The sequence below is a fragment of the Collimonas sp. NPDC087041 genome (assembly GCF_044745265.1).
GTDB lineage: Bacteria > Pseudomonadota > Gammaproteobacteria > Burkholderiales > Burkholderiaceae_D > Collimonas.
This window is the reverse complement of sequence record NZ_JBIUZX010000020.1, coordinates 5,366-29,157: the sequence shown is the minus strand read 5'-3', so window position 1 is coordinate 29,157 and position 23,792 is coordinate 5,366. Positions and strand designations below refer to the sequence as shown.

General features: G+C 55.6%; 18 protein-coding genes and 1 pseudogene. 13 read left to right on the top strand and 6 right to left on the bottom strand.

Annotated elements, in window-relative coordinates:
- The first annotated feature begins 24 nt into the window (after nt 1-24).
- From cmk to cysM, 9 genes are all read left to right on the top strand, one after another.
- A complete protein-coding gene (gene cmk / locus ACIPF8_RS23785; protein WP_400426126.1) occupies nt 25-696 on the top strand; it encodes a (d)CMP kinase in 672 nt (223 codons plus the stop codon).
- Nucleotides 697-874: 178 nt separating this feature from the next.
- Nucleotides 875-2,593: a 30S ribosomal protein S1 gene (gene rpsA / locus ACIPF8_RS23780; protein ID WP_400426124.1), complete on the top strand. Its 1,719-nt coding sequence runs from the start codon at nt 875-877 to the stop codon at nt 2,591-2,593.
- Nucleotides 2,594-2,617: 24 nt separating this feature from the next.
- Nucleotides 2,618-2,923 (top strand): integration host factor subunit beta, encoded by a 306-nt coding sequence (locus tag ACIPF8_RS23775; RefSeq protein ID WP_400426122.1) that lies wholly within the window; start codon nt 2,618-2,620, stop codon nt 2,921-2,923.
- 211 nt (nt 2,924-3,134) lie between these two features.
- Nucleotides 3,135-3,449, top strand: coding sequence for a lipopolysaccharide assembly LapA domain-containing protein (locus ACIPF8_RS23770; RefSeq protein WP_061534470.1), 315 nt, complete (start codon nt 3,135-3,137; stop codon nt 3,447-3,449).
- Nucleotides 3,450-3,562: 113 nt separating this feature from the next.
- Nucleotides 3,563-4,738 (top strand): lipopolysaccharide assembly protein LapB, encoded by a 1,176-nt coding sequence (lapB, locus tag ACIPF8_RS23765; RefSeq protein ID WP_400426120.1) that lies wholly within the window; start codon nt 3,563-3,565, stop codon nt 4,736-4,738.
- Between the two features lie 76 nt (nt 4,739-4,814).
- Complete coding sequence (locus ACIPF8_RS23760; protein ID WP_400426118.1) at nt 4,815-6,197, top strand: UDP-glucose dehydrogenase family protein; 1,383 nt, start codon at nt 4,815-4,817, stop codon at nt 6,195-6,197.
- Nucleotides 6,198-6,202: 5 nt separating this feature from the next.
- Nucleotides 6,203-7,144, top strand: a complete 942-nt coding sequence (gene rfaE1 / locus ACIPF8_RS23755) for a D-glycero-beta-D-manno-heptose-7-phosphate kinase (protein ID WP_400426116.1) — start codon at nt 6,203-6,205, stop codon at nt 7,142-7,144.
- An 88-nt stretch (nt 7,145-7,232) separates the two neighbouring features.
- Nucleotides 7,233-7,601: a ComEA family DNA-binding protein gene (locus ACIPF8_RS23750; RefSeq protein WP_400426114.1), complete on the top strand. Its 369-nt coding sequence runs from the start codon at nt 7,233-7,235 to the stop codon at nt 7,599-7,601.
- A 218-nt stretch (nt 7,602-7,819) separates the two neighbouring features.
- Nucleotides 7,820-8,722, top strand: a complete 903-nt coding sequence (cysM, locus tag ACIPF8_RS23745; protein WP_400426112.1) for a cysteine synthase CysM — start codon at nt 7,820-7,822, stop codon at nt 8,720-8,722.
- 57 nt (nt 8,723-8,779) lie between these two features.
- Here the strand turns inward: cysM and ACIPF8_RS23740 are convergent, their stop codons facing one another.
- Nucleotides 8,780-9,118, bottom strand: a complete 339-nt coding sequence (locus ACIPF8_RS23740) for a hypothetical protein (RefSeq protein WP_400426110.1) — start codon at nt 9,116-9,118, stop codon at nt 8,780-8,782.
- A 442-nt stretch (nt 9,119-9,560) separates the two neighbouring features.
- Nucleotides 9,561-10,139, bottom strand: a complete 579-nt coding sequence (locus tag ACIPF8_RS23735) for a DUF1415 domain-containing protein (RefSeq protein ID WP_400426108.1) — start codon at nt 10,137-10,139, stop codon at nt 9,561-9,563.
- A gap of 188 nt (nt 10,140-10,327) precedes the next feature.
- On the opposite strand from ACIPF8_RS23735, the gene ACIPF8_RS23730 reads away from it, so the two are divergent.
- Nucleotides 10,328-10,864 (top strand): YaeQ family protein, encoded by a 537-nt coding sequence (locus ACIPF8_RS23730; protein ID WP_400426106.1) that lies wholly within the window; start codon nt 10,328-10,330, stop codon nt 10,862-10,864.
- A gap of 45 nt (nt 10,865-10,909) precedes the next feature.
- On the opposite strand, the gene mltB is transcribed toward ACIPF8_RS23730, so the two are convergent.
- From mltB to ACIPF8_RS23710, 4 genes are read right to left on the bottom strand one after another with little or no spacing between them, the layout of a single operon-like run.
- Nucleotides 10,910-12,064, bottom strand: coding sequence for a lytic murein transglycosylase B (gene mltB, locus ACIPF8_RS23725; RefSeq protein ID WP_400426104.1), 1,155 nt, complete (start codon nt 12,062-12,064; stop codon nt 10,910-10,912).
- Nucleotides 12,055-14,163: a DUF3488 and DUF4129 domain-containing transglutaminase family protein gene (locus ACIPF8_RS23720; RefSeq protein WP_400426102.1), complete on the bottom strand. Its 2,109-nt coding sequence runs from the start codon at nt 14,161-14,163 to the stop codon at nt 12,055-12,057. Before ACIPF8_RS23720 ends, mltB begins: the two co-directional genes overlap by 10 nt.
- A complete protein-coding gene (locus ACIPF8_RS23715) occupies nt 14,160-15,161 on the bottom strand; it encodes a DUF58 domain-containing protein (protein WP_400426100.1) in 1,002 nt (333 codons plus the stop codon). Before ACIPF8_RS23715 ends, ACIPF8_RS23720 begins: the two co-directional genes overlap by 4 nt.
- Nucleotides 15,162-15,197: 36 nt before the next feature.
- On the bottom strand, nt 15,198-16,118 hold the full coding sequence (locus ACIPF8_RS23710; RefSeq protein WP_400426098.1) for an AAA family ATPase: 921 nt from the start codon (nt 16,116-16,118) through the stop codon (nt 15,198-15,200).
- Nucleotides 16,119-16,382: 264 nt separating this feature from the next.
- Between ACIPF8_RS23710 and ACIPF8_RS23705 the strand changes: the two genes are divergently transcribed.
- The 3 genes and pseudogenes from ACIPF8_RS23705 to ACIPF8_RS23695 all read left to right on the top strand — a co-directional run.
- Complete coding sequence (locus ACIPF8_RS23705) at nt 16,383-17,321, top strand: histone deacetylase family protein (protein ID WP_400426096.1); 939 nt, start codon at nt 16,383-16,385, stop codon at nt 17,319-17,321.
- 131 nt (nt 17,322-17,452) lie between these two features.
- A complete protein-coding gene (gene ylqF / locus ACIPF8_RS23700; RefSeq protein WP_400426094.1) occupies nt 17,453-18,388 on the top strand; it encodes a ribosome biogenesis GTPase YlqF in 936 nt (311 codons plus the stop codon).
- Nucleotides 18,389-20,085: 1,697 nt separating this feature from the next.
- Nucleotides 20,086-23,792: pseudogene (locus tag ACIPF8_RS23695) on the top strand (beta strand repeat-containing protein); the annotation flags it as partial.

Below are 23,792 nucleotides of genomic sequence, written 5' to 3'. Positions count from 1 at the left end.
TTTTAATTACAACCGAATATTCCCATGTCCAATACCCACATTCCTGTCATCACCATCGACGGTCCAACGGCATCCGGCAAGGGCACAGTTGCGCAGAGGGTTGCGCAGCACCTCGGTTTCCATTATCTCGATTCCGGCGCCCTGTACCGGCTGACGGCATTGTCCGTCTTGCGTCGCAACATCGCGCTGGATGACGAGCATGCGCTAGCCAAGGCGGCCGAGCACTTGCACTGCCATTTCAGCGGTGCGCATATTTTCCTGGCAAACGAGGATGTCTCGAACGATATCCGCGCCGAAGCAGTCGGCAATCTGGCCTCGAAAATTGCTGCAATACCAACAGTTCGGCAAGCCTTGTACGGCCTGCAACTGAGTTTTCGCCAGCATCCCGGGCTGGTTGCCGACGGCCGCGACATGGGGACCGTGATTTTCCCGCATGCCGGCTTGAAGGTGTTTTTGACGGCAAGTGTCGAGGCAAGGGCGCAACGACGCTATAAGCAATTGATTGACAAGGGTTTTTCTGCTATTATGGAAGACCTCTTAAAGGATTTGACGGAACGTGATGCGCGCGATACCAATCGTAGCTCGGCACCGTTGAAGGCTGCGGAAGGGGCGTATTTGCTGGATACTTCTGCAATGACTGCTGATCAAGCGGTCGAACAAGTGCTCGGTTGGTACGCTGCTACCAAGCAGGTCTGAGTAGGAAATTGTTCCAGGCGTTTGGCCTCATGTGAGGTTAAGCGCGTTGTTTTTTTGCAGCACCTTGGTGTTCGATCTGACGCAAAGTCCGGTTGAACGTTGAAAAACCTAACCCAATATTGACCGCCTCTGCCTGAGTAATTGCGTTGCGCGGCAATACTGTCAACTAGTCAAAACTATGTCCATCACTGTTCTGTCCCCTGCATCTGCCGGCGCCGATGAATTCGCCGCGCTGTTTGAAGAATCGCTGTCACGTCAAGACATGCGTTCTGGTGAAGTGATTTCTGCTGAAGTCGTGCGCCTTGACCATAACTTCGTTATCGTCAACGCTGGCCTCAAGTCCGAAGCCTTCATTCCAATCGAAGAATTTAAAAATGACAACGGCGAACTCGAAGTAGCTGTCGGCGATTTCATCTCCGTCGCTATCGAATCGCTGGAAAACGGTTTCGGCGACACCATCCTGTCGCGCGACAAGGCCAAGCGTCTGGCATCGTGGCTCTCGCTGGAAAAAGCGATGGAGTCCGGCGAGATTGTTACCGGTACTGTCAATGGCAAGGTCAAGGGCGGCCTGACCGTTCTGACCAACGGCATCCGTGCCTTCCTGCCGGGTTCGCTGGTCGACACCCGTCCGGTCAAGGACACTACGCCGTTCGAAGGCAAGACCATGGAATTCAAGGTCATCAAGCTCGATCGCAAGCGTAACAACGTCGTGTTGTCGCGTCGTGCGGTTATCGAAGCTTCGATGGGCGAAGAGCGCCAAAAGCTGATGGAAACCCTGAAAGAAGGCACCATCGTGACCGGCGTGGTCAAGAACATCACCGACTACGGCGCGTTCGTGGATCTGGGCGGCATCGACGGCCTGTTGCACATCACCGATCTGGCATGGCGTCGTGTGCGTCATCCTTCGGAAGTGCTGACAGTTGGTCAAGAGATCACTGCCAAGGTTCTGAAGTACGATCAAGAAAAGAATCGCGTTTCCCTGGGCGTCAAGCAACTGGGCGATGATCCTTGGACTGGTCTGTCGCGTCGTTACCCACAAAGCACCCGTCTGTTCGGTAAAGTCACCAACCTCACCGACTACGGCGCATTCGTTGAAGTCGAACAAGGTATCGAAGGCCTGGTCCACGTTTCCGAAATGGATTGGACCAACAAGAACGTGGCGCCAAACAAGGTTGTCCAACTGGGCGACGAAGTTGAAGTCATGGTTCTGGAAATCGACGAAGACCGCCGCCGTATCAGCCTGGGCATGAAGCAATGCAAGGCTAATCCTTGGGACGACTTCGCTGTTACCCACAAGAAGGGCGACAAAGTTAAGGGCGCGATCAAATCGATCACCGACTTCGGCGTGTTCATCGGCCTGGCCGGTAACATCGACGGTCTGGTGCATCTGTCGGATCTGTCCTGGACTGAAACCGGCGAAGAAGCCGTTCGTCGCTTCAAGAAGGGTGACGAGCTGGAAGCCATCGTTCTGGCAATCGACGTTGAGCGTGAGCGCGTTTCCCTGGGCGTCAAGCAACTGGAAGGCGATCCATTCAACAACTTCGCTGCAATGAACGACAAGGGCGCACTGGTTACCGGTACCGTCAAGTCGGTTGAGCCTAAGGGCGCAGTGATCCAGTTGTCGGATGAAGTCGAAGGCTACCTGCGCGCTTCCGAAATCTCCCGCGATCGCGTGGAAGATGCCGGTACGCACCTGAAGGTCGGCGACACAGTCGAAACCATGGTCATCAACATCGATCGCAAGGCTCGCAGCATCCAGCTGTCGATCAAGGCGAAAGACAATGTTGAAACCCAGGAAGCAATGCAAAAGCTGTCTTCGGCTTCGGACTCTAATGCTGCTTCCGGTACGACCAGCCTGGGCGCACTGTTGAAGGCAAAGCTCGACAACAAGAACTAAGCAACAACTAAGCGAGTAAAGCTAATGACAAAGTCGGAGCTGATTGCCCGCTTGGCCGAGCGTTATCCGCAACTGGTCGCTAAAGATGCGGATTACGCGGTCAAAACCATACTTGATGCGATGGCGGATGCCTTGGCAACCGGCCAACGTATCGAGATTCGTGGTTTTGGCAGTTTTGCGTTGAATCGCAGGCCGCCGCGGATCGGGCGCAATCCCAAGTCCGGCGAAAAGGTGATGGTCCCTGAAAAACGGGTGCCGCATTTCAAGCCAGGCAAGGAATTGCGTGAACGAGTCGATGCGATGGTCGGGCAACCGATTCAAGAAGACTGAGTTGTGAGTGCAAAATCGAAACGGCATCTTCGGATGCCGTTTTTTTTCACGTACAATTTCGCTTCATTTAAAGTTAATATTGTTGGTATGTTGGTTGTAAATTTGCAAAAAAGGCAATAATAATAACGCCTGCGAACTGCAAATATGATTCGAGGTAGGCGATCAATTTGTCGCGGCTAAGCAATTTTTACTTAATCACAGAAAGCGCATCATGAAAATTATTTCCCGAATTCTCTCGATCTTGCTGTTTATCGTGTTTTTCGGTTTCGCTTTGCAAAACAAAAGCAATGTTGAACTGCAGTTTTTCCCTGGCCTGACGATGACAGGACCGTTGGTGTTGTTCCTGCTTGGTTTCTTCGTCTTTGGCGCGATTCTCGGCGTATTGGCGATGGCGCCGTCGGTATTCCGTCACCGCCGCAATGCATCGAAAAACAAGAAGGCCCTGACCACCATGCAAAAAGAGCAAGAGGCTCAGCGTCTGGCACAAACACAAGCGCCGCAACCGGACAGCATCAAGAATATATAATGCCGCCAGGTATTGAACTCGCAGGGTTACCGCCACGAGCGGTGACTCCAGGGTTTGATTGGCAGGCATCCCCAGCTGATTCACGTCACGCATAAAGCACATCACAAGCCCGTATGGAATTTGAAATTTGGTGGTTACTCGGTATCCCGGTCTTTTTTGGATTAGGCTGGATCGCCGCACGGGTCGATATCAATCAATTGGTATCCGAATCACGCAGCTTGCCCAAAGGGTATTTCAAGGGCTTGAATTTCCTGCTTAACGAGCAGCCCGATAAGGCGATTGACGCCTTCATCGAAATCGTCAAACTCGATCCGGAAACCGCAGAGCTGCATTTCGCGCTCGGCAATCTGTTCCGCCGCCGTGGTGAAACAGAGCGCGCGATCCGGGTCCACCAGAATTTGCTGGCGCGCCCGGATCTGGCGCAAGAGCACCGCATGCATGCGCAATACGAATTGGGCCAGGATTACCTGAAGGCCGGTTTGCTGGATCGCGCCGAAGAAAGCTTCAACCTGCTGGCCGGTACCCAGTATGGCGCCCAGGCTGGCCGCGCACTGCTGGAAATCTATCAGCGCGAAAAGGAATGGTTGCGCGCCATCGAGGCGGCGCAGGCCTTGCAGCAATCGGGCGCTGGCGGACGGCAAAAGGAAATCGCCCAGTTCTATTGCGAGCTGGCGCAGGATGAGCTGGTCGACGGTCATCCCGAAGATGCGATGTCCCTGCTCGAAAAGGCATTGAGCAACGACCGCAACAGCGTACGCGCCACCATCCTGCTGGGTGATGTTCATCTGGCCAAGGGCGACGTTGAGGCGGCCCTGCAAGTCTGGCGCCGGGTCGAGCAGCAAAGCGTGCTACACGTGGCGCTGGTGGCGCAACGCCTGATGGATGGCTACCGTGCCGTCGGCCGGCCGCATGAAGGCGTCAACCTGCTGCGCTCATATCTGGCCGAGGCGTCTTCAATCGATTTGCTGGAAGTGGTATTCAAGGCCGTCCTTGAGCTTGATGGCGTTGATGCGACCAATCAGCTGGTGAGCGACGAATTGCGCCGTACACCGACCCTGCTGGGACTGGATAAGCTGCTGGAGGCGCGGTTGATGAAGATCACGCCGGAAATGCACTCCGAGCTTTCCGTGGTCAAGAACCTGGTGCACGGATACACGCAGAAACTGGCGCGCTATCAGTGCAGCCATTGCGGCTTCAAGGCGCGCCAGTTTTATTGGCAATGCCCGGGTTGCAGCCGCTGGGAAACCTATCCGCCGCGCCGGACAGAAGAATTGAACGTAATGAATTAATTTACGGCAGGGTGGGCACGATGTGTCCGCCCTACAATCGGTTGAATTGCACAGAAAAACGGCAACACGGAATAACATGAAAATTACTATTATCGGCACCGGTTATGTTGGTTTGGTTACAGGCGCTTGCCTGGCCGAATTGGGCAACGATGTATTTTGCCTGGACCTTGATCAACGCAAGATTGCCATGCTCAACAGCGGCGGCATTCCGATTCATGAGCCGGGCCTGGCGGAAATCGTCAGTCGCAACCGCGCCGCCGGACGCCTGCATTTCTCGACCGACATCGCAGCCAGCGTGGCGCATGGCCAGATTCAGTTCATCGCGGTCGGTACGCCGCCGGATGAAGACGGTTCCGCCGACCTGCAATATGTCCTGGCGGCTGCCGCCAACATCGGCAAATACATGACCGGTTTCAAGGTGATCGTCGATAAGTCGACAGTGCCGGTTGGTACCGCCGACAAGGTCGGTGCGGCGATCCAGGCCGAGCTGGATGCGCGCAATTTGAGCGGCGCACCGATCCAGTTTTCCGTGGTCTCCAATCCCGAGTTCCTGAAAGAAGGCGCGGCGGTCGAGGATTTCATGCGGCCTGACCGCATCGTCATCGGCTGCGACGACAGCCCGCAAGGGCAGCAGGCGCATGCGCTGATGAAGCAGTTGTACCTGCCGTTCAATCGCAACCACGAACGCACCTACTGGATGGATGTGCGTTCCGCCGAATTCACCAAATATGCGGCGAACGCCATGCTGGCCACGCGTATTTCATTCATGAACGAACTGGCCAACCTGGCCGACAAAGTGGGCGCCGACATCGAAGCCGTGCGCCATGGCATCGGCTCCGATCCGCGCATCGGCTACAGCTTCCTGTACGCCGGTTGCGGCTACGGCGGCTCCTGTTTCCCCAAGGATGTGCAAGCGCTGGAGCGCACCGCACGCGATTACGGCCAGGAACTGCTGATTTTGCGCGCCGTCGAGCAGGTCAATAATCATCAGAAGCATGTGCTTGGCCAAAAGATTGTCGAGCGCTTCGGCCCGGATCTGAAAGGCAAGCACTTCGCACTGTGGGGGCTGGCGTTCAAGCCGAACACCGACGATATGCGCGAGGCGTCTTCACGGGTACTGCTGCGTGAGTTGATCGACCGCGGCGCCACTGTGGCGGTGCACGATCCGGTTGCGATGGCTGAGGCGCAACGCGTGCTGGAACTGGATTTTGCGGATGATCGCGGCGCATTGCAGCGGATCCGCTTCTGCGACAACCAGGCCGATGCGCTGCAGGATGCCGATGCGCTGATTATTGTCACGGAATGGAAAACCTTCCGTAGCCCGGATTTTGACCAGGTCAAGGCCAGCCTCAAGGCGCCGATCGTGTTCGACGGTCGCAACCTGTATGAACCGCAAGTCATGCGCGACATCGGTTTTGAGTATTACGGCATCGGCCGTTCCGTCCTGGCGCGCGAGTAAACAGCATGAATACACAATCCTTCAAGATTCCCGCATCCTTCGACAATGTACGGATCCTCGTGGTCGGCGATGTCATGCTGGACCGTTACTGGTTTGGCGATGTCAGCCGCATTTCTCCAGAGGCGCCGGTGCCGGTGGTGCGGATCGAAAAGCGCGAAGAGCGGTTGGGCGGCGCCGCCAACGTGGCGCGCAATATCGCCACGCTGGGCGGTGCAGCGGGCCTGCTGGGGGTAGTGGGCCAGGATGAGGCCGGCGACACCGTAGACGGCATGCTGGAGGAAATGGGCGTCAATAGTTTCCTCACCAGGGATCCATCCATCTCGACCATCATCAAATTGCGCGTAATTGGCCGCCAACAGCAATTGCTGCGCATCGATTTCGAAGAAGCGCCGACCGACGCCGTGTTGCGCGACAAGCTGACTCGCTTCAACACATTGCTCCCGGAATACCAGGTGATCGTACTGTCCGACTACGCCAAGGGCAGCCTGGTGAATGTCGCGGACATGATTGCCGCCGCCAAGCAGGCAGGCAAATGCATTCTGGTGGATCCGAAAGGCGACGATTTCTCGCGCTACGTCGGCGCTTCGGTGCTGACGCCGAACAAGTCGGAAATGATCCGTATTGTCGGCAGCTGGAAAAGCGAAGCCGAACTGACCGAGAAGGCGCAAAAATTGCGCGAGTCGCTGCAACTGGAGGCGCTGTTGCTGACCCGTTCGGAAGAGGGGATGAGCTTGTACACAGCGCAGGAAATTACGCATTTCCCGGCCATGGCGCGCGAGGTATATGACGTCTCCGGCGCCGGCGATACCGTGATTGCCACGCTGGCGGTCATGCTTGGCGCGGGATTGCCGATTGCCGATGCGGTCGCCCTGGCCAATCGTGCCGGCGGCATCGTGGTTGGCAAGCTGGGTACGGCGACGGTCAGTCGCGAGGAGTTGCTCGGCTAAGCAGATTCTTGTTTGTGGTGTAAATGGCAACTTCTTCTGTCTTGATGGCTATACTAAATCGTCATCATTTCAACGGGAGAAGTTCGACATGCTTACAAGATTACTGCTGGTATTTTGCGCATTGATGGCCTCGGCGAGCCTGGCGTTGGCCCAGGCAGATGTCAACAAGGGCGATCTCGCCGCCCTGACCAATATCAAGGGGATCGGTCCGGCCAAAGCCAAGCGCATTATCGATGAGCGCGGCAAAGGCGGCAATTTCAAGGATTGGGCCGATTTTGAAAATCGGGTCCCAGGTATCGGTGAAAAGAGCGCTTCCCAGTTGTCGCAGGCCGGGTTATTGGTGAACGGCAAGGCAAAGGGCGTTGTCGAGCCCAATAAAAATAATGTAAAGAGCAATCCGAAGAGTAACGCGCTCGTGGCAACTTCCCCGCCCAAGCCGGTGGCAAAGGTGAAGTAAGTTGCTGAAGTAAGCGGTTTTGGGTCATGTCTTCAGGCTCCTGGCCGACACATTTTGCATTCATACATAGCCTCGTGGTGCATCCCCGAGGCTTTTTCCATTTTTGTGGCCAATTCATGGCTTGCTGTGCATTCTTTCACCAGGATTTCCCGGCTTCGATACGCGTAGCAAGGTCTCATATTAAAATGGGCTTTTTGCACGAGACGCTTGATCAAACTATGCCTTATCTGACTATCGAAGACACAATCGGCAATACCCCTCTGGTGCAGCTGAAGCGCATTCCCGGCAGTGATGCCGCGCAGCGGAACAATATTATCCTGGGCAAGATGGAAGGCAATAATCCGGCCGGATCGGTCAAAGACCGGCCTGCGCTGTCGATGATCAAGCATGCTGAAATGCGCGGCCAGATCAAGCCTGGCGATACGCTGATCGAGGCGACCAGCGGCAACACGGGGATTGCATTGGCGATGGTGGCGGCGATGCGCGGCTACAAGATGGTGCTGCTGATGCCGGAAAACCTGAGCGAGGAACGGCGCCAAAGCATGGCGGCATACGGCGCCAAGATCATTCTGACGCCCAAGACTGGCGGCATGGAGTATGCGCGCGACCTGGCAGAGAAAATGCAGAAGGATGGCGAGGGCCTGATTCTCGACCAGTTTGCCAATCCCGACAATCCGCTGGCGCACTATGAAACGACCGGGCCTGAAATCTGGCGCGACACCGAGGGACGTATTACCCATTTTGTGAGCGCAATGGGAACTACCGGCACCATCATGGGCGTGTCCAGCTACCTGAAGGAGCAGAATCCAGAGATCCGCATCATCGGCGCGCAACCGGAAGAGGGTTCGCAAATTCCAGGTATCAGGAAATGGCCGGAAGCCTATCTGCCGAAAATTTATGACAACGCGCGAGTGGACCAGATTGAGTCGGTGAGCCAGGCGGCGTCCGAGCACATGGCGCGAAGACTGGCGAGCGAAGAGGGGATTTTCTGCGGTATTTCAGCTGCGGGCGCGTGCGAAGTGGCGCTCAGGATTTCACAGCAAGTAGAAAACGCGACGATTGTTTTCGTCGTGTGCGATCGTGGCGACCGGTACTTGTCTACAGGCGTCTTCCCTGCCTAAAGCAGTATGCTCTGTGGAGCATGCCACGATAGGGCAGGGATATAGCCGACATGTTGATTACTTCAGCTTTTCGGCTTCGATCTTGTCTTTTGGCTTGAACTGCTTGTCGCTGATACGGAATTTTTCGCGGCGATCACCCATCAGGGCACGCAATTCACGAATAGTCAGGTCGCTTACTTCGTGCATACGGATCAGCAACGATGCGCCAACCGGCAGGCGGCGATGGCGGATTTTGCTGATGACCGGAGGCGCAACTTCGAGTGAGCGTGACAGGGCCGCATCATTTTTCAAATGCAACTTGTCGATCAAGGAATCAAGCAGATGATTCGGGTCGTAAGTCACCTGCTCATCGAGCTTGTTGCTGGTAGGTGCTTCTGGGGTAGTGTTGATAGTCATAATCAATTAATTCCGTTATCCTAGTTGATATATAGAGAGTGATTACGTAATACATAAAGAGCTATTACGGAGTGCACCTTCCTGTTTTATTGGCTAAATTACAAATTGCCTTATTTTATACTCTTTTTAAGCATTATTTCCACAAAGAAACTCCCAATTCCTTTCTTCGTGGGACCAACGGTACTGCTAATTATATCGCACAGCGTATTGCACATTAGATAGGCAGAAAGCAAGGTAACCTTTGTTTAGTGACCAAATATACAAATAAGTTGCACATGCTCAATTTAAAATTTTCTTATTACGATGTCTATTACTATTTAGTAACTTTCCGTAAAAAACACAAGGAAAATCAGTTTTACAACATAATCTAGTTGCTATTGTACCAATAAAATACGCTTGATGCTTGGCGTCAATGCTTCTAGCAATTCTCCTGCCATGGTCCTTAGCCTTGGCCTTCCTGCAGCGTTCTCCTCCAACCTTCTAATCCCAGCCGATTCAAGGTTTGCATATTTTTATTGAATATTTCCGATGCCTCTGGAAATGCATCGACCGCGCGTTCGACACTGGCTTCGCGCAGCAGGTGCAACGTCGGATAAGGTGAACGGTTGGTATAGTTGCTGATGTCGTCGAATCCGGCGTCCGCGAATTGGTAGTCTGGATGGAAACTGGCTACCTGCAGCTCTCCTTCCAGATCCAGTTCTTCAATTGCGGCATCGGCAACATCCAGAAAATCGTTGTAATCGAGGAAGTCTCGTAATGCATCGGGATGGATCAACAGGGTCGTATCGGTTTTCTCAGGATCCGCTTCCTGCAGGTAGTTGAGCTCGCGGACCAGGTCAGCCAGCAATTCTTCCGGCGTTTGGGCGCTGCTGACAACGTAGCGAATCTGGTTCTTGATAAATACGGCCTTGGCAAACGGGCATAAATTGAGCCCGATGACGGCGCGTTCCAGCCACAGCTTCGTGTGAGCGATTACTTCGCTGGAAAATACTTCCTGGTCTGATGATGTTGCGGTTTTCATTTTTGAATTTGTGATCTATTTGCAAGCAATTTTGATAAGTATGGAAATCTGGCCCGTCGCCCTGGGAGCATCGCCGAAGCGGCCCCGAGGCCATATATGTTCTCTCATTTAAAGAAATCGGGTTATTCTTCCGATCCCGTGAGTGCGTCACACCGGGTTTGATCCATTTATATATAACAATAGGCGTTATGGCCCTTAAAGCAACTATTTTCAAAGCCGATCTGCAAATTGCCGATATGGATCGTCATTATTACCAGGAACATGCGTTGACGATTGCCCGTCATCCGTCTGAAACCGACGAGCGCATGATGGTACGCCTGTTGGCATTTGCCCGCCATGCATCGGCGGCGTTGGTTTTCGGCAAGGGTTTGTCGGATGCCGAGGAACCGGATGTTTGGGCCAAGGACCTGACTGGCGCCATTGACCTATGGATAGAAGTCGGGCAACCGGATGAAAAGCGCATCCTGAAAGCCTGCGGCCGCGCTGCGCAGGTGGTGGTGTACAGCTATAGCAGCACCAGTCACATATGGTGGAACCAGATCAGCAGCAAGGTAGCGCGTGCGCGCAACCTGACGGTGATCAATATTGCCGCAGCCAGTAGCGAGGCATTGACCCGGTTCGCGCAACGCAATATGCAGCTGCAGTGCACGATCCAGGATGGACAGATCTGGCTGACCGCCAATGACGAGACGGTCGAAGTTGAGCTCAGCGTTAGCAACGCTTAGCGCTTAAAAATATCCGAAACGACGGCTTCAGAAATTTTCAAGCCATCATTGCTGCCCGCGCGCGACGCGTACTGCGCGTCCCAGATCGACCACCGACATGGCGTAGAAGAAGCTGCGGTTGTATTGGGTGATGGCGAAGAAGTTATCTGTGCCCAGCCAATATTCGGTAGGGTTCTGGCCGTTTTGCAAATCGATCAGGCCGAAACGCATGTCGGCTGGCGGCACCACGCCCGGCACGACACCGGCGGCCATCAGGTCGTCGAGCGAATATTTCGCCTCCAGCCCTTGTCCGATAAATGCCTGCCAGCGGTTTTCGACGCTGGTGTCGGTCGACAATGTCGCCGGGAATACGATCGGCATGCCGGTTTTCCAGCCATGCTCCGCCAGATAATGGGCAATGCTGCCGATCGCATCGATCGGCGAGTTGCGCAGATCGATCTTGCCGTTGCCGTCAAAATCAACGCCGTATTGGCGAATACTGCTTGGCATGAATTGCGCCCAGCCGATGGCGCCGGCATACGAACCGAGCAAGCTGAATGGATCGATGCCTGATTCCCGTGCAAACAGCAGCGTGTTTTCGAGCTCGCCGCGGAAGTAAGCCATGCGGGCATCGCGCGTCGGCGTGTTCGGATAGTCGAATGCCAGCGTAGTGATCGCATCCATCACGCGGAAATTGCCGACATTGCGGCCGTACACGGTTTCAACGCCGACGATGCCGACGATGATTTCAGCCGGTACGCCGTATTGCGCCTCTGCCCGCTTCAATGCGTCGGCATAGGTATTCCAGAATTCCACGCCCGCCTGGATCCGCACCGGCTCGACAAAGCGCGCGCGGTAGGCTGCCCAGTTCTTGGGTTTGCTTGCCGGCGCCGGCTTCATCAGCTGGATCGCACTGTCTACATAGCGGATCTTGTTGAACGTCGCGACCAGCTCATCTCTGTCGAAACCATTTTTCTCGACCATTTGATCGATGAAGGCCGAGACATCTTTCCATTCGGCGAAGTTGGCGAACTCGCCATCGTCGGCGGTGCTGCTGGCTTTGCGCATTTTTGCCGATGGCGACTTGCTGCTGGTGTTGTTGGTGTTGCTTGTTTTGCTTGTACTACTTTGCGCCTGCAAGTTGGGGCTGATCGAGATCGCCGCTGCGATGGCGCATAGCTGGACGATTTTATGGAGGCCTACGGAAGATTTCATCGACATTGGGAGAGCAGTAATTTTAGTTTTGCCATCAAAGGCGCTGGCGGAATTGTGTCCTTGCCGTCATCAGCGCTGAAATCAGCACCATAACGCAGGGTTTCGTACAAACTCATGAAGCGCTGTACCGCAAGCTTTGCTGTCGGCGACAGCGGTGAGTCGCTGGCGCACAGGCGGTGTTCGTAAGTTCGCGGCCCCTCGTGCTTGTGCCGTGGGATGCCGCGTCGAGCCATCTGCGCGCATAGCGCCGAGTATACCGTATCGAGTGGGTTGGCCTTGTTTCGCGCCAGTAGCAGCGGCAGCGTGACAGTGCCGGCCGCTACTGCGCCGATGGCCAGCATCAGGATCGTCAGGCTGCGCCAGTCGAACTCGCCCAAGCCGAGCCAGCGCAGGAAGTCTTGCTGGCGCGCCGGCGTGTAGTTGAGCACCCATTGATTCCAGCCGTTGCCCAGTGCCTCCCAATTGGCGCGCGCGATCGATGCAGCGTTGGTCAATGCCGACCACCAATTGCTTTTGCCGAGCGTCGGTCCGAGCAGGCCGCCGAAGAAGGAATGCGGCAGCACGTTGCTGAGCTGGGTTTCAATCCTGCTCGGTGCGACCGCTGCGGTGGGATCAACGCGTACCCAGCCATGTGGCGGCAGCCAGACTTCGGCCCAGGCATGGGCGTCGGATTGGCGCACGGTCATCATGTTGTCGACCGGGTTGGTTTCGCCGCCCTGATAACCGGTGACCACCCGTGCCGGAATGCCGGCGGCGCGCATCAGGAAGACGAAGGAACTGGAGTAGTGTTCGCAAAATCCGGCGCGGCTGGAAAACAGGAAATCGTCGACGCTATCGCGGCCGAGCAGTGGCGGCTCCAGCGTATAGCTGAAGTTTTCATTACGGAAGAAATGCAATACGGCGTCGACCAGAGCCCGGTCGTCGGCGGCTTTCGCGCGCAGGCTGGCGGCAAACTCCCTGGTGCGCGGATTGTAGTTTTGCGGTAAGGCCAGCGCTTGCTGCAAATCGCCTGGATCGATGCGCTCTGATACCGCTGGCGCCAGGTTTGAAACGACATCGTAACGAATCCGCTCGCCGATGACACGGGCTGCGCGAATCTGGTGTTCTGGAGTGATGCGGGTCGAGATGCCTTCGAGCGCCGGCGGCGCTTGCGGGGTTTCGAGGGCAAACAGCCAGCGCTGGCCGTTGGGTTCCATCGTGATTTGCTGGCGAACGGATGTCGCCGCATTCGGTGTGGCGACAGCTTCGTCATTGGTAGTCGCGCGACTCGTCACGCCCGGGGTCCAGGTCCTGCCATCAAAATGCGTCAGCACTACGCCGCGCCAGTACAGCTTGGCGGGAGCTGGTTGCGGATCGAGGAATCTGACGCGGAAAGCGATGTCATCGGACATGGCGAGCTGCGAGATATTCCCCGGCGCCATGCTGTCCGACAAGCCGGTGCGGCCGCCGTGGGCGTCGCCCGGCAATCCCCACAAAGGCCCTTGAATCCGCGGAAACAGCAGGAACAGGATCAGCGTCAACGGCAGTGCCATCGCCAGTATCATGCCGCCCAGGCGCAGGCGCTGCTTGAGCGGCGGCTGTTTGCCCGTGTACTGGAACGACAGTTGCGTCGTCAGGATCAGCACCAGCGTGGCGATCATCCACAACAGCGACGGCAGCGATTGCGAATAAAAAAATGTCGTGAGCAGCAGGAAAAAACTCAGCAGCAGCACCACGAACAGATCGCGCCGGGCGCGCATCTCCAGTAGCTTGAAGGTCAGCAGCAACACCAGCATCGCGACTCCGGCATCGCGGCCGAGCAGGGTGCGGAAATCGAGATAGACGCCGCCCATGGACAACACCGCAAGCGGTAGCAGCAGCCACATCGGCGGCAGGCGCTGGCCGCGCATGGTGATCGCGGCGCGCCACAGCAGCAAGCCGCTGCAGATTGCCGAGGTCCACCACGACAGGTGCAGAAAATGCGGCAACAGCACCATGACGCAGGCGCCAAGCAGCAGCAAGGTGTCGCTCTTGTCGCGCGGCAGGTTGTGCATGTAAGCGCTGGAGCTGCGGAAAATCTGTGTGCTTTCCAACTCGGATTTGAGCTGCTGGACCGGCGTCGTCATAGCGCACCTTCATACAGTGCCAGCGCGCGCAGGCACGCTTGCCGATGGGCCGGGCCGAGCGCGGCTTCGTAATGCGTGGCGCCGAGACGGAACGCGTAGGGCAATTGGCGCGCTTCCGCTTCCAGGATCCAGCGCGTCATGCGCGACAGCTTGGCTTCGATGTCCATGCCGTAGGGCAGGGAGACGTAATCGATCAGCAGATCACTCACCGCGCCGCCCTCGAATTGTTTGACGATCAGTTTGGCGTCGTCATCCGTATCCAGCCTGGCGATCTGGCGCCAGGCAAAGTGCTTGAGCGAATCGCCGGACTGATAGGCGCGGATACCGGCGAAATCCTGGTGGCCCGCCGAGCCGTTGCCGTCGCTTCTTTCCATTGGCGCCAGCGGCAGCGGCGGTACCGATGCCGACGATTCCGGTTGCGGGTAGACCAACGCCCGGCAATCCGGTTGCCAGTAGCTCCAGGCCCGCAACAGACCAAGCGGGAAGCGGGTTTGCAGACGAATCCTGGGAGCCGGGCGCCAGCCGCGTTCGCTGGTGGTCACGGCCAGCGTCACGTTGCTGGCGGCATGGGCGGCAATATCCAGCGGCTGTTCCAGCGCCGGCAAGCCGCGGCCAATGAAGCCCAGCCAAATTGCATAGCGAGGATGCTTGCGGCGATTGATCACATGCAGCTCGAACAGTGCGTCTTCACCGGAAAACACAGGCGCCACCTTGCCGGCGGACAGATGCAGATAAGCCAGGTTGCGAAAGGTCAGGTGCATGTCGATGACTGCGCATGCTGCCAGCAGAAAGGTCAACGCAAAGCCGAGACTGAGGTTGTAATTGATGGATGCCAGGAACAGCAGCACCAGGGTCACGGCAAATGCCAGGCCGGGCCGGCTCGGCACGATGAACACGCGGCGCTGGGTCAGGAATACCTCCCCCGGTTCAGCTTCGCGCAGCTGAAACAATGACTTGTTCAGCCAATGCCGGATTTTTTTGCGGAGCGAGTTCAACATGACGAGGGCAGGGACGGGGCAGTAATGCGCAGCGCCTTAAACCGCGACCGACTTCATCAACTGCAGCACCAGGTCGCGGCCGCCAAGGGCGCTGCCGGTATGCGATTTGAGCGGACGCAGGCGGTGCGCGGTGACCGGCACCAGCACCGCCTGGACATCTTCCGGAATCACATGGTTGCGGCCTTCCAGCGCGGCCCAGGCGCGGGCAGCCTGCAGCAATGCAATCGCTGCCCGTGGGCTCATGCCTTCGGCAAACATGCCGTTCTGGCGCGATGCATGCGCCAGAGCCTGTACGTAATCGATCAGTTTGCTGGAGGTATGAATTTGCTTCAGTGCCAGCCGGGCTTCGATCAATTCGGCCGGCTGCATGACCGGCGGCATCGACTTCAGCAAGACCCGGCGATCTTCGCCCATCAGCAGCGCGCGTTCGGCGGCAGCGTCAGGGTAGCCGAGCGACAGGCACATTAGAAAACGGTCGAGTTGCGATTCCGGCAAGGCAAAGGTGCCGATCTGGTGGGCCGGGTTCTGGGTGGCGATGACGAAGAATGGATCGGGCAGGTCGCGGGTGATGCCTTCCGCGGTGACCTGGCGTTCTTCCATGGCCTCCAGCAATGCCGATTGCGTTTTCGGCGTGGCCCGGTTGATTTCGTCGGCCAGTAGCACTTGTGTGAACACCGGGCCTTGATGAAAGACAAAGCTGGTCTTTTCGCGGTCAAACACGGAAATCCCGACCACATCCGCCGGCAGCAGATCGCTCGTAAATTGCAGGCGATTGAAGCGCAGCCCTAGCGAAATGGCCAGCGCGTGAGCCAAGGTGGTCTTGCCGACCCCTGGGACGTCCTCGATCAGCAAATGGCCGCCTGCCAGCAGGCATACCAGCGCTTGCCGGATTTGATGGTCCTTGCCGACGACGACCTGGTTGACCTGGTTTGCAACTGCGTGGATTTTCGCGAACATGGGCTTTTCTGTTGTTCTGTTGAATGGTGCGGCACTGTGGAGAAAGAATCATACAAACTTCCCCGAAATTCACCTAGTTCCTTTTCGGAAATGTGAGAAGTTTTAGGAATCTGCTTGATTTCCGTCAAGAGAAACAACGGCGTAACGGCGCATAGTCGTGGCATCGCTCCTTTCTTGGGTACACTATCTGGATGTAGGAGACGCAAGTATGAAATCCGGTATCGAAACCGGGATAGATTTAAGAAAGGCCTTTGGCGAAATCAAGTGACTACTGCTTTCTATACGCATCCCGACTGCAAGCTGCATGACATGGGGCCATGGCATCCGGAATCGCCATCCAGGCTGCAGGCGATCGAAGACCAGTTGATCGCCAGCCGCATCGATCAGTTGCTTGATTACCGCAGCGTGCCGCTGGCACAGGAAAGCGATCTGGCGCAGGTGCATAGCGCCGCCATGATTGCGTTGGTCCGGGAGCACAGCCTGGCGCTGGCCGGCACGTCCGGCTGTTATCCGCTGGATGCCGACACCCTGCTCAACGGCCATAGCTGGCAGGCGGCGTTGCGGGCGGCGGGCGCTGCGTTGGCGGCGACGGATGCCGTGATCAAGGGCGAGATCGATAATGCATTCTGCTCGGTGCGCCCGCCAGGGCACCATGCAACGTCGACCACGTCGATGGGATTTTGCCTGTTCAATAACGTCGCGATTGCTGCGCGCCATGCGCTGGAAGTGCACGGATTGGAGCGGGTCGCGATAGTCGATTTCGATGTCCATCACGGCAACGGCACCGAAGAGATCTTCGCGCACGATCAGCGGGTGCTGATGGTCAGCTTCTTCCAACACCCGTTTTACCCGTACAGCGGTGCTGAACCGGCCGGCGGCAATGCCGTCAATGTTCCGGTGCCGGCCTACAGCGACGGCAGTGTGGTGCGCCAGCTGGCGACAGAGAAGTGGCTGCCTGCGCTGGATGCGCATCGCCCGCAAATGATTTTTGTCTCGGCCGGATTCGATGCGCATCGGGAAGACGACATGGCGCAGATGGGGTTGGTCGAGGCCGATTACGCCTGGTTGACGCGACAGGTCATGCGCGTCGCTGCACAGCACGCGCAGGGGCGCATCGTCAGCTGCCTGGAAGGCGGTTACGATCTGTCGGCGCTGGGCCGCAGCGTAGTTGCTCATTTGAAAGTGTTGGCCGATCTCGAGTGACTGACGGCCCCCGGAAGCGTCAATAAGGCGGGGTGCGGCCTGGCATCAGGCCGTCTTTACCGTTGCGGTTTGCGGTGGAACAGGAATAAGTCCGTACAATAGCGGTTTATTTTCGCCAGACAAGACAACGCATGTCCATACAATGGTTCCCCGGTCACATGAACGCCGCCCGCAAGAAGGCGGCGGAAGCTATGGAGAAGGTCGATCTTGTGATCGAAGTGCTCGACGGGCGTTTGCCGCAAGCCAGTTGCAATCCCATGATCGAGCAATTGCGCGTGCACCGCCAGCGCCCTTGCCTGAAAATCCTCAACAAGAGTGATCTCGCCGATCCTGCCGCCACCCAGGCCTGGATCAATTATTACAACGCGCAAAAAAATGTGAAAGCGGTAGCGCTGAGTTGCAAGAAGCCGTCGGATGTCGCCAAGATACCGGGTTTGTGCCTGGCGCTGGCGCCGCATCGCGGTACGCCGCTCAAGCCATTGCGCATGATGATCATGGGCATTCCTAACGTCGGCAAGTCGACCTTGATGAATGCCTTGCTCAAACGCCGCGTCGCGGCCGTCGGCGATGAGCCGGCGGTGACCAAGGTGCAGCAGCGTCTGTACCTGGGTAATAACATGGTGTTGATCGATACGCCCGGCATGCTCTGGCCAAAAATCGCCCATCCGAGCGACGGCTTGATGCTGGCCGCCAGCCATGCGATCGGCAGCAATGCGTTGATCGAGGAAGAGGTTGCCACTTTCCTGGCTGATTTGCTGTTGATCCGCTATGCCCCGCTATTGGCGGCGCGTTATGGCCTCAAGACCGATGGGATTGACGGCGTGAGCGTGATTGAAGGCGTGGCCACCCGCCGCGGATTCCGCCTCAAGGGCGGCGATCTGGACCTGGAGAAAGCGGCTCACACCCTGTTGCAGGATTACCGGACTGGGGCGCTTGGACGCATCAGCCTGGAAACCCCGCAGACACGCGCTGAACTGCTGGCCCGTTACCAGGAAGAGCTGGCGCAAAGACAGGCTGAAGCCGATGCTGAGGCCGCTGGTGACGAAGACCAGGACGACGCAAGGTAAGTCTGCCGCCAAGACGGCTAAAAAGCCCGCGATAACCTCAGGTTATCGCGGGCTTTTTTCTTGTTTGCGATAGTGCGAAATTTGACAATTGATTTGACAGTTGTTCATTGACGATTTTTCAGCAATCTCCCCCAGAATCTCAGCTGATTTTACATTTCCAGCATTCTTTGCCGATGCATGCCGAATGCGGTATTGAAACCGTCTGTCAGGAGTGATTTCAGAGTCATATTGGTGATTGTTTTATTGTCATTAAATTGTGTGGTCTCAAGGCCTGTGTTTTTCTCAGCTACTTCCAAAAATCAATAGTTGTCATTCATTTCATTGATTGGTCAATATCGAATAGTTGCCATTTTGAAATGTTTGAATGAATTGTCTGCAATTGTAAAATCGCCGTTTTTCAAATTCCTTTGCAATACTTGTTTTTCTTTTTGGAAACATATTTATCATTTCCAAGAGGAAATAGATGCCGTGAGTCACTTGTTTTTTTCAGCCACAAATTTATTTTTAACAGTTATTTTTGACAAACTTATTTTTCATTTTGGCAATTGTGAGATTTTGATATCAGTAAAAGAAATAACGCAAAATAGTCAATGTTTACAATGACTTATTTTTCTTATGTGTAATTTTTCCGCCTCTTTTTGCACAATCCTGCTTAATTTCCCCCCAATTTTCTCTCGTCATATATGATTTTTTCCGTTGTTTATTTGCGACTTACGGGAACTTATTTAGATGACATAAATATAAAATGAAATTAACATTTGGCACATTAGTAAAACGGTGGCATTTGACATCCAATGATGTTCATAGCGCAGCGATGGGCAGGCCGTCATCGTGTAAATCGTAAAGATTAAATGTACTTAAATGATAACTTTTAAAGCTCTTGTTCACTGTTTTTTGCCGGGCAACGGTCGGATGTTCGCATAGTGAATTGAGGCATCGAGCGTAGTTTTCATTGTTCTTTTTGCATATGAAGTTGTTTCCTCGCACCGATTTCTAGAAAACTGAAACCGAAATATTGCAGATTACGTATCTGTTTTGGTGCAAGTCATGCAGAGAAAGAGGCGGGAAGTAGAAGTCTTTGCATCAACAATTGTTACCTAAAGTTAAATATTGTTAATTAAAAAAATTGAAGCAGGAATGGTGAGATTATTCGGCCATCTTGCAAGACGCTTGAATCCCTAATTTTTTGAATCAGGATCTGACGCGAAAATCGAGTAGTTCCGCGCTATCCCCTTGATGCGAATTGGCAGGGTTTTTTGCAAATATAAAAACTACATATCAAGGGTGAGCATGAACAAGTCGAATCATGTGGTCTGGCTCGAACAGCCGACCGGCGCGGGTAAGGGGCCTGGCGCCAAATTTCGGAGCGGACGCAGTCACGTCGGGCTGTTGTTGCTCACTCCCCGCATGTCGCCTGGCGCAGGCGCACAACAGAGGTCGCGCTGGCCCCGTTGTGCGGCAACCGAAGGTCGGTCGGCCATCGGTATGACGCCATAGCGACAGTCGCTCGATGACGGGGTGTCGTTACCCAGTTCATCACCGCCCGCAGCCTTTCCGTTTTCCACATTCGTCGTTTCCATGTGATCTCGCTTGCGCGATCTATCTGATCCCTTGTCGCGAGCCGCATTAATTTTTACATAGAGCTAAACATGAATAAAATTTACCGCACCGTCTACAACGAAGCACTTGGCATCTGGGTTGCCGTCTCCGAGAACACGGCGGCGCGGGGCAAGCGCAGCAGCTCGAAGGTGGGGGCGGTGATGGCTGCAGCGGTGCTGGGGGCGACGGCGTTGATGCTGCCGGCTGCGCATGCGAGTTATACCGGCAATCAGAGTGGGGTCGGAACGATTACAGGTGGTGGAACCAACGGAATCGCCATCGGCGGAAGCACTTCAAGCCAAGCCTCGGCAAACGGCACCAATGCCGTAGCAATCGGAACGGGCGCCACTGCATCTGCCGGATATGCGATCGCTATCGGCAATAACGCGGTTGCGTCTGGCGGGAGTTCAACTGCATTTGGTTCCGGTGCCCAAGCCAGCGGTGTAGGCGCCTATGCCCTTGGTAACGACACCCGCGCCAGCGGCACTGCTTCCGTCGCCATCGGTGGTGGTAGCGGAACCGGATCCGGGGGCGCGAGCGCATCGGGATCGCAGTCGATTGCAATCGGACAGAATTCCAATACTTCGGCTGCCGCTACTAACTCCCTCGCCATCGGCAATACGGCGGTGGTGACGGTAACCAATGGCGTCGCCATTGGTACAGGGGCGACGGTATCCAATGCCAATAGCGTAGCGCTGGGTAACGGCTCGGCGACCACTGTGGGCGCCCAAACTGGCTATACCGCCTATGGTTTGACTGCCGCACAGACCTCCGCTGGGGAAGTCAACGTCGGCAACCGCACGATCACAGGTGTGGCGGCAGGCATCAACCAGGGCGATGCTGTTAATGTTGCACAATTGTCGACGGTAACGGGTTCCTTGTCGACTGGCCTGAGCACAGCGTCCAGCGGTATTACTTCGCTGTCGAGCGGTCTAAGTACAACCAATAGCAACGTCACCTCGTTGTCGACCTCGACTTCGAGCGGCATTAGCACATCACGGGTTGCGGAAGCCTCTTTGTCAACTGGCTTGAGCACAACGAATAGCAACGTCACCTCGCTGTCGACCTCGGCCTCAACCGGCATCACTTCGCTGTCTACTGGCCTGAGCACAACCAACAGCAATGTGACTTCATTGTCGACTTCGACTTCGAGCGGTATTAGCACGTCACGGGTTGCGGAAGCCTCCCTGTCAACTGGTTTGAGCACAACGAATAGCAACGTTACGTCCCTGTCCACTTCAGCCTCGACGGGCATCACATCGCTGTCTACCGGTCTGAGCACCACGAACAGCAATCTGACTTCGTTGTCGACATCAGCTTCGACAGGCATTACATCGCTGTCGACTGGTCTGAGCACGGCCAACAGTAACGTCACTTCGCTGTCTACTTCGGCTTCGACCGGCATCACATCGCTGTCGACTTCGACATCAACCGGCTTGAGCACCACCAACAGCAACGTGACATCGTTGTCGACTTCAGCTTCGACGGGTATCACTTCGCTGTCGACAGGTCTGAGCACAACCAACAGCAATGTGACATCGTTGTCCACTTCGGCTTCGACCGGCATCACATCGCTGTCGACTTCGACATCAACCGGTTTGAGCACCACCAACAGCAACGTCACGTCGTTGTCGACTTCAGCTTCGACAGGTATCACTTCGCTATCGACTGGTTTGAGCACGGCCAACAGCAATGTGACTTCGTTGTCGACTTCGACTTCGAGCGGTATTAGCACGTCACGGGTTGCGGAAGCCTCCCTGTCAACTGGTTTGAGCACAACGAATAGCAACGTTACGTCCCTGTCCACTTCAGCCTCGACGGGCATCACATCGCTGTCTACCGGTCTGAGCACCACGAGCAGCAATCTGACTTCGTTGTCGACATCAGCTTCGACAGGCATTACTTCGCTGTCTACCGGTCTGAGCACCACCAACAGCAACGTGACATCGTTGTCGACTTCAGCTTCGACGGGTATCACTTCGCTGTCGACAGGTCTGAGCACCACCAACAGCAACGTGACATCGTTGTCGACTTCAGCTTCGACGGGTATCACATCGCTGTCGACAGGTCTGAGCACAACCAACAGCAATGTGACATCGTTGTCCACTTCGGCCTCGACCGGCATCACATCGCTGTCGACTTCGACATCAACCGGTTTGAGCACCACCAACAGCAACGTGACATCGTTGTCGACTTCAGCTTCGACGGGTATTACTTCGCTGTCGACAGGTCTGAGCACAACCAACAGCAATGTGACTTCATTGTCGACTTCGGCTTCGACCGGTATCACATCGCTGTCCACTGGCTTGAGCACAACAAATAGTAACGTCACCTCGCTGTCTACCGGTCTGAGCACCACTAACAGCAATGTGACCTCATTGTCGACCTCGGCTTCGACGGGTATCACATCGCTGTCGACTGGCTTGAGCACGGCCAACAGCAACGTCACTTCGTTGTCGACATCGGCCTCGACGGGTATTAGCACATCACGGGTTGCAGAAGCTTCCTTGTCGACTGGCTTGAGCACTACCAACAGTAACGTGACGTCGTTGTCGACTTCAGCCTCGACGGGTATTAGCACATCACGGGTTGCGGAAGCTTCCTTGTCAACTGGCTTGAGCACGGCCAACAGCAACATGACATCGTTGTCGACTTCAGCTTCGACGGGTATCACTTCGCTGTCGACTGGCCTGAGCACGGCTAACAGCAACGTGACGTCGTTGTCGACTTCGGCTTCGACAGGCATCACTTCGCTGTCCACTGGCTTGAACTCGACGAACAGCAACGTAACGTCGCTATCGACATCGACTTCCACTGGAATCGCATCACTGTCAAGCGGAGTTGCGAATTCGGTCCAGTATGACAGTCCAGCGCATACCAGCGTGACGTTGGGAGGAGTCGGGGCTACTGCGCCGGTAACTCTTACAAATGTGGCGGCTGGTGTGAATTCAACCGACGCGGTGAATTTCAGTCAACTCTCATCTTTGTCCACCTCGTCATCGACTGGACTGAGCACAACAAGGAGCGGTATCAGTTCGCTGTCGACCGGTTTGAGCACGACGAATAGCAACGTGACATCGCTGTCCACTTCGGCATCCACAGGTATCACCTCGTTGTCGACAGGTCTGAGTACGACCAATAGCAACGTCACATCGCTGTCGACTGGCCTGAGCACAACCAACAGCAACGTGACTTCGTTGTCGACTTCGGCTTCGACTGGCATCACATCGTTGTCGACTGGCCTGAGCACAACCAACAGCAACGTGACTTCGTTGTCGACCTCGGCTTCGACAGGTATCACCTCGTTGTCGACTGGCTTGAGCACAACCAACAGTAACGTCACTTCGCTGTCGACTTCGGCCTCGACAGGTATCACGTCGCTGTCGACCGGTTTGAGCACGACGAATAGCAACGTGACTTCGTTGTCGACCTCGGCTTCGACAGGTATCACATCGCTGTCAACCGGTTTGAGCACGACCAACAGCAATGTGACTTCGCTGTCGACTGGCCTGAGCACAACCAACAGCAACGTCACTTCGTTGTCGACTTCGGCTTCGACTGGCATCACATCGTTGTCGACTGGCCTGAGCACAACCAACAGTAACGTCACTTCGTTGTCGACATCGGCCTCGACTGGCATCACGTCGCTGTCAACCGGCCTGAGCACAACCAACAACAACGTGACTTCGTTGTCGACCTCGGCTTCGACAGGCATCACATCGTTGTCGACTGGCCTGAGCACAACCAACAGTAACGTCACTTCGTTGTCGACATCGGCCTCGACTGGCATCACGTCGCTGTCAAC

Excerpts from the sequence above, each read along its gene's own strand:
- cmk (WP_400426126.1), top strand. The coding sequence starts at position 25 with ATGTCCAATACCCACATTCCTGTCATCACCATCGACGGTCCAACGGCA.
- rpsA (WP_400426124.1), top strand. The coding sequence starts at position 875 with ATGTCCATCACTGTTCTGTCCCCTGCATCTGCCGGCGCCGATGAATTC.
- ACIPF8_RS23775 (WP_400426122.1), top strand. The coding sequence starts at position 2,618 with ATGACAAAGTCGGAGCTGATTGCCCGCTTGGCCGAGCGTTATCCGCAA.
- ACIPF8_RS23770 (WP_061534470.1), top strand. The coding sequence starts at position 3,135 with ATGAAAATTATTTCCCGAATTCTCTCGATCTTGCTGTTTATCGTGTTT.
- lapB (WP_400426120.1), top strand. The coding sequence starts at position 3,563 with ATGGAATTTGAAATTTGGTGGTTACTCGGTATCCCGGTCTTTTTTGGA.
- ACIPF8_RS23760 (WP_400426118.1), top strand. The coding sequence starts at position 4,815 with ATGAAAATTACTATTATCGGCACCGGTTATGTTGGTTTGGTTACAGGC.
- rfaE1 (WP_400426116.1), top strand. The coding sequence starts at position 6,203 with ATGAATACACAATCCTTCAAGATTCCCGCATCCTTCGACAATGTACGG.
- ACIPF8_RS23750 (WP_400426114.1), top strand. The coding sequence starts at position 7,233 with ATGCTTACAAGATTACTGCTGGTATTTTGCGCATTGATGGCCTCGGCG.
- cysM (WP_400426112.1), top strand. The coding sequence starts at position 7,820 with ATGCCTTATCTGACTATCGAAGACACAATCGGCAATACCCCTCTGGTG.
- ACIPF8_RS23740 (WP_400426110.1), bottom strand. The coding sequence starts at position 9,118 with ATGACTATCAACACTACCCCAGAAGCACCTACCAGCAACAAGCTCGAT.
- ACIPF8_RS23735 (WP_400426108.1), bottom strand. The coding sequence starts at position 10,139 with ATGAAAACCGCAACATCATCAGACCAGGAAGTATTTTCCAGCGAAGTA.
- ACIPF8_RS23730 (WP_400426106.1), top strand. The coding sequence starts at position 10,328 with ATGGCCCTTAAAGCAACTATTTTCAAAGCCGATCTGCAAATTGCCGAT.
- mltB (WP_400426104.1), bottom strand. The coding sequence starts at position 12,064 with ATGTCGATGAAATCTTCCGTAGGCCTCCATAAAATCGTCCAGCTATGC.
- ACIPF8_RS23720 (WP_400426102.1), bottom strand. The coding sequence starts at position 14,163 with ATGACGACGCCGGTCCAGCAGCTCAAATCCGAGTTGGAAAGCACACAG.
- ACIPF8_RS23715 (WP_400426100.1), bottom strand. The coding sequence starts at position 15,161 with ATGTTGAACTCGCTCCGCAAAAAAATCCGGCATTGGCTGAACAAGTCA.
- ACIPF8_RS23710 (WP_400426098.1), bottom strand. The coding sequence starts at position 16,118 with ATGTTCGCGAAAATCCACGCAGTTGCAAACCAGGTCAACCAGGTCGTC.
- ylqF (WP_400426094.1), top strand. The coding sequence starts at position 17,453 with ATGTCCATACAATGGTTCCCCGGTCACATGAACGCCGCCCGCAAGAAG.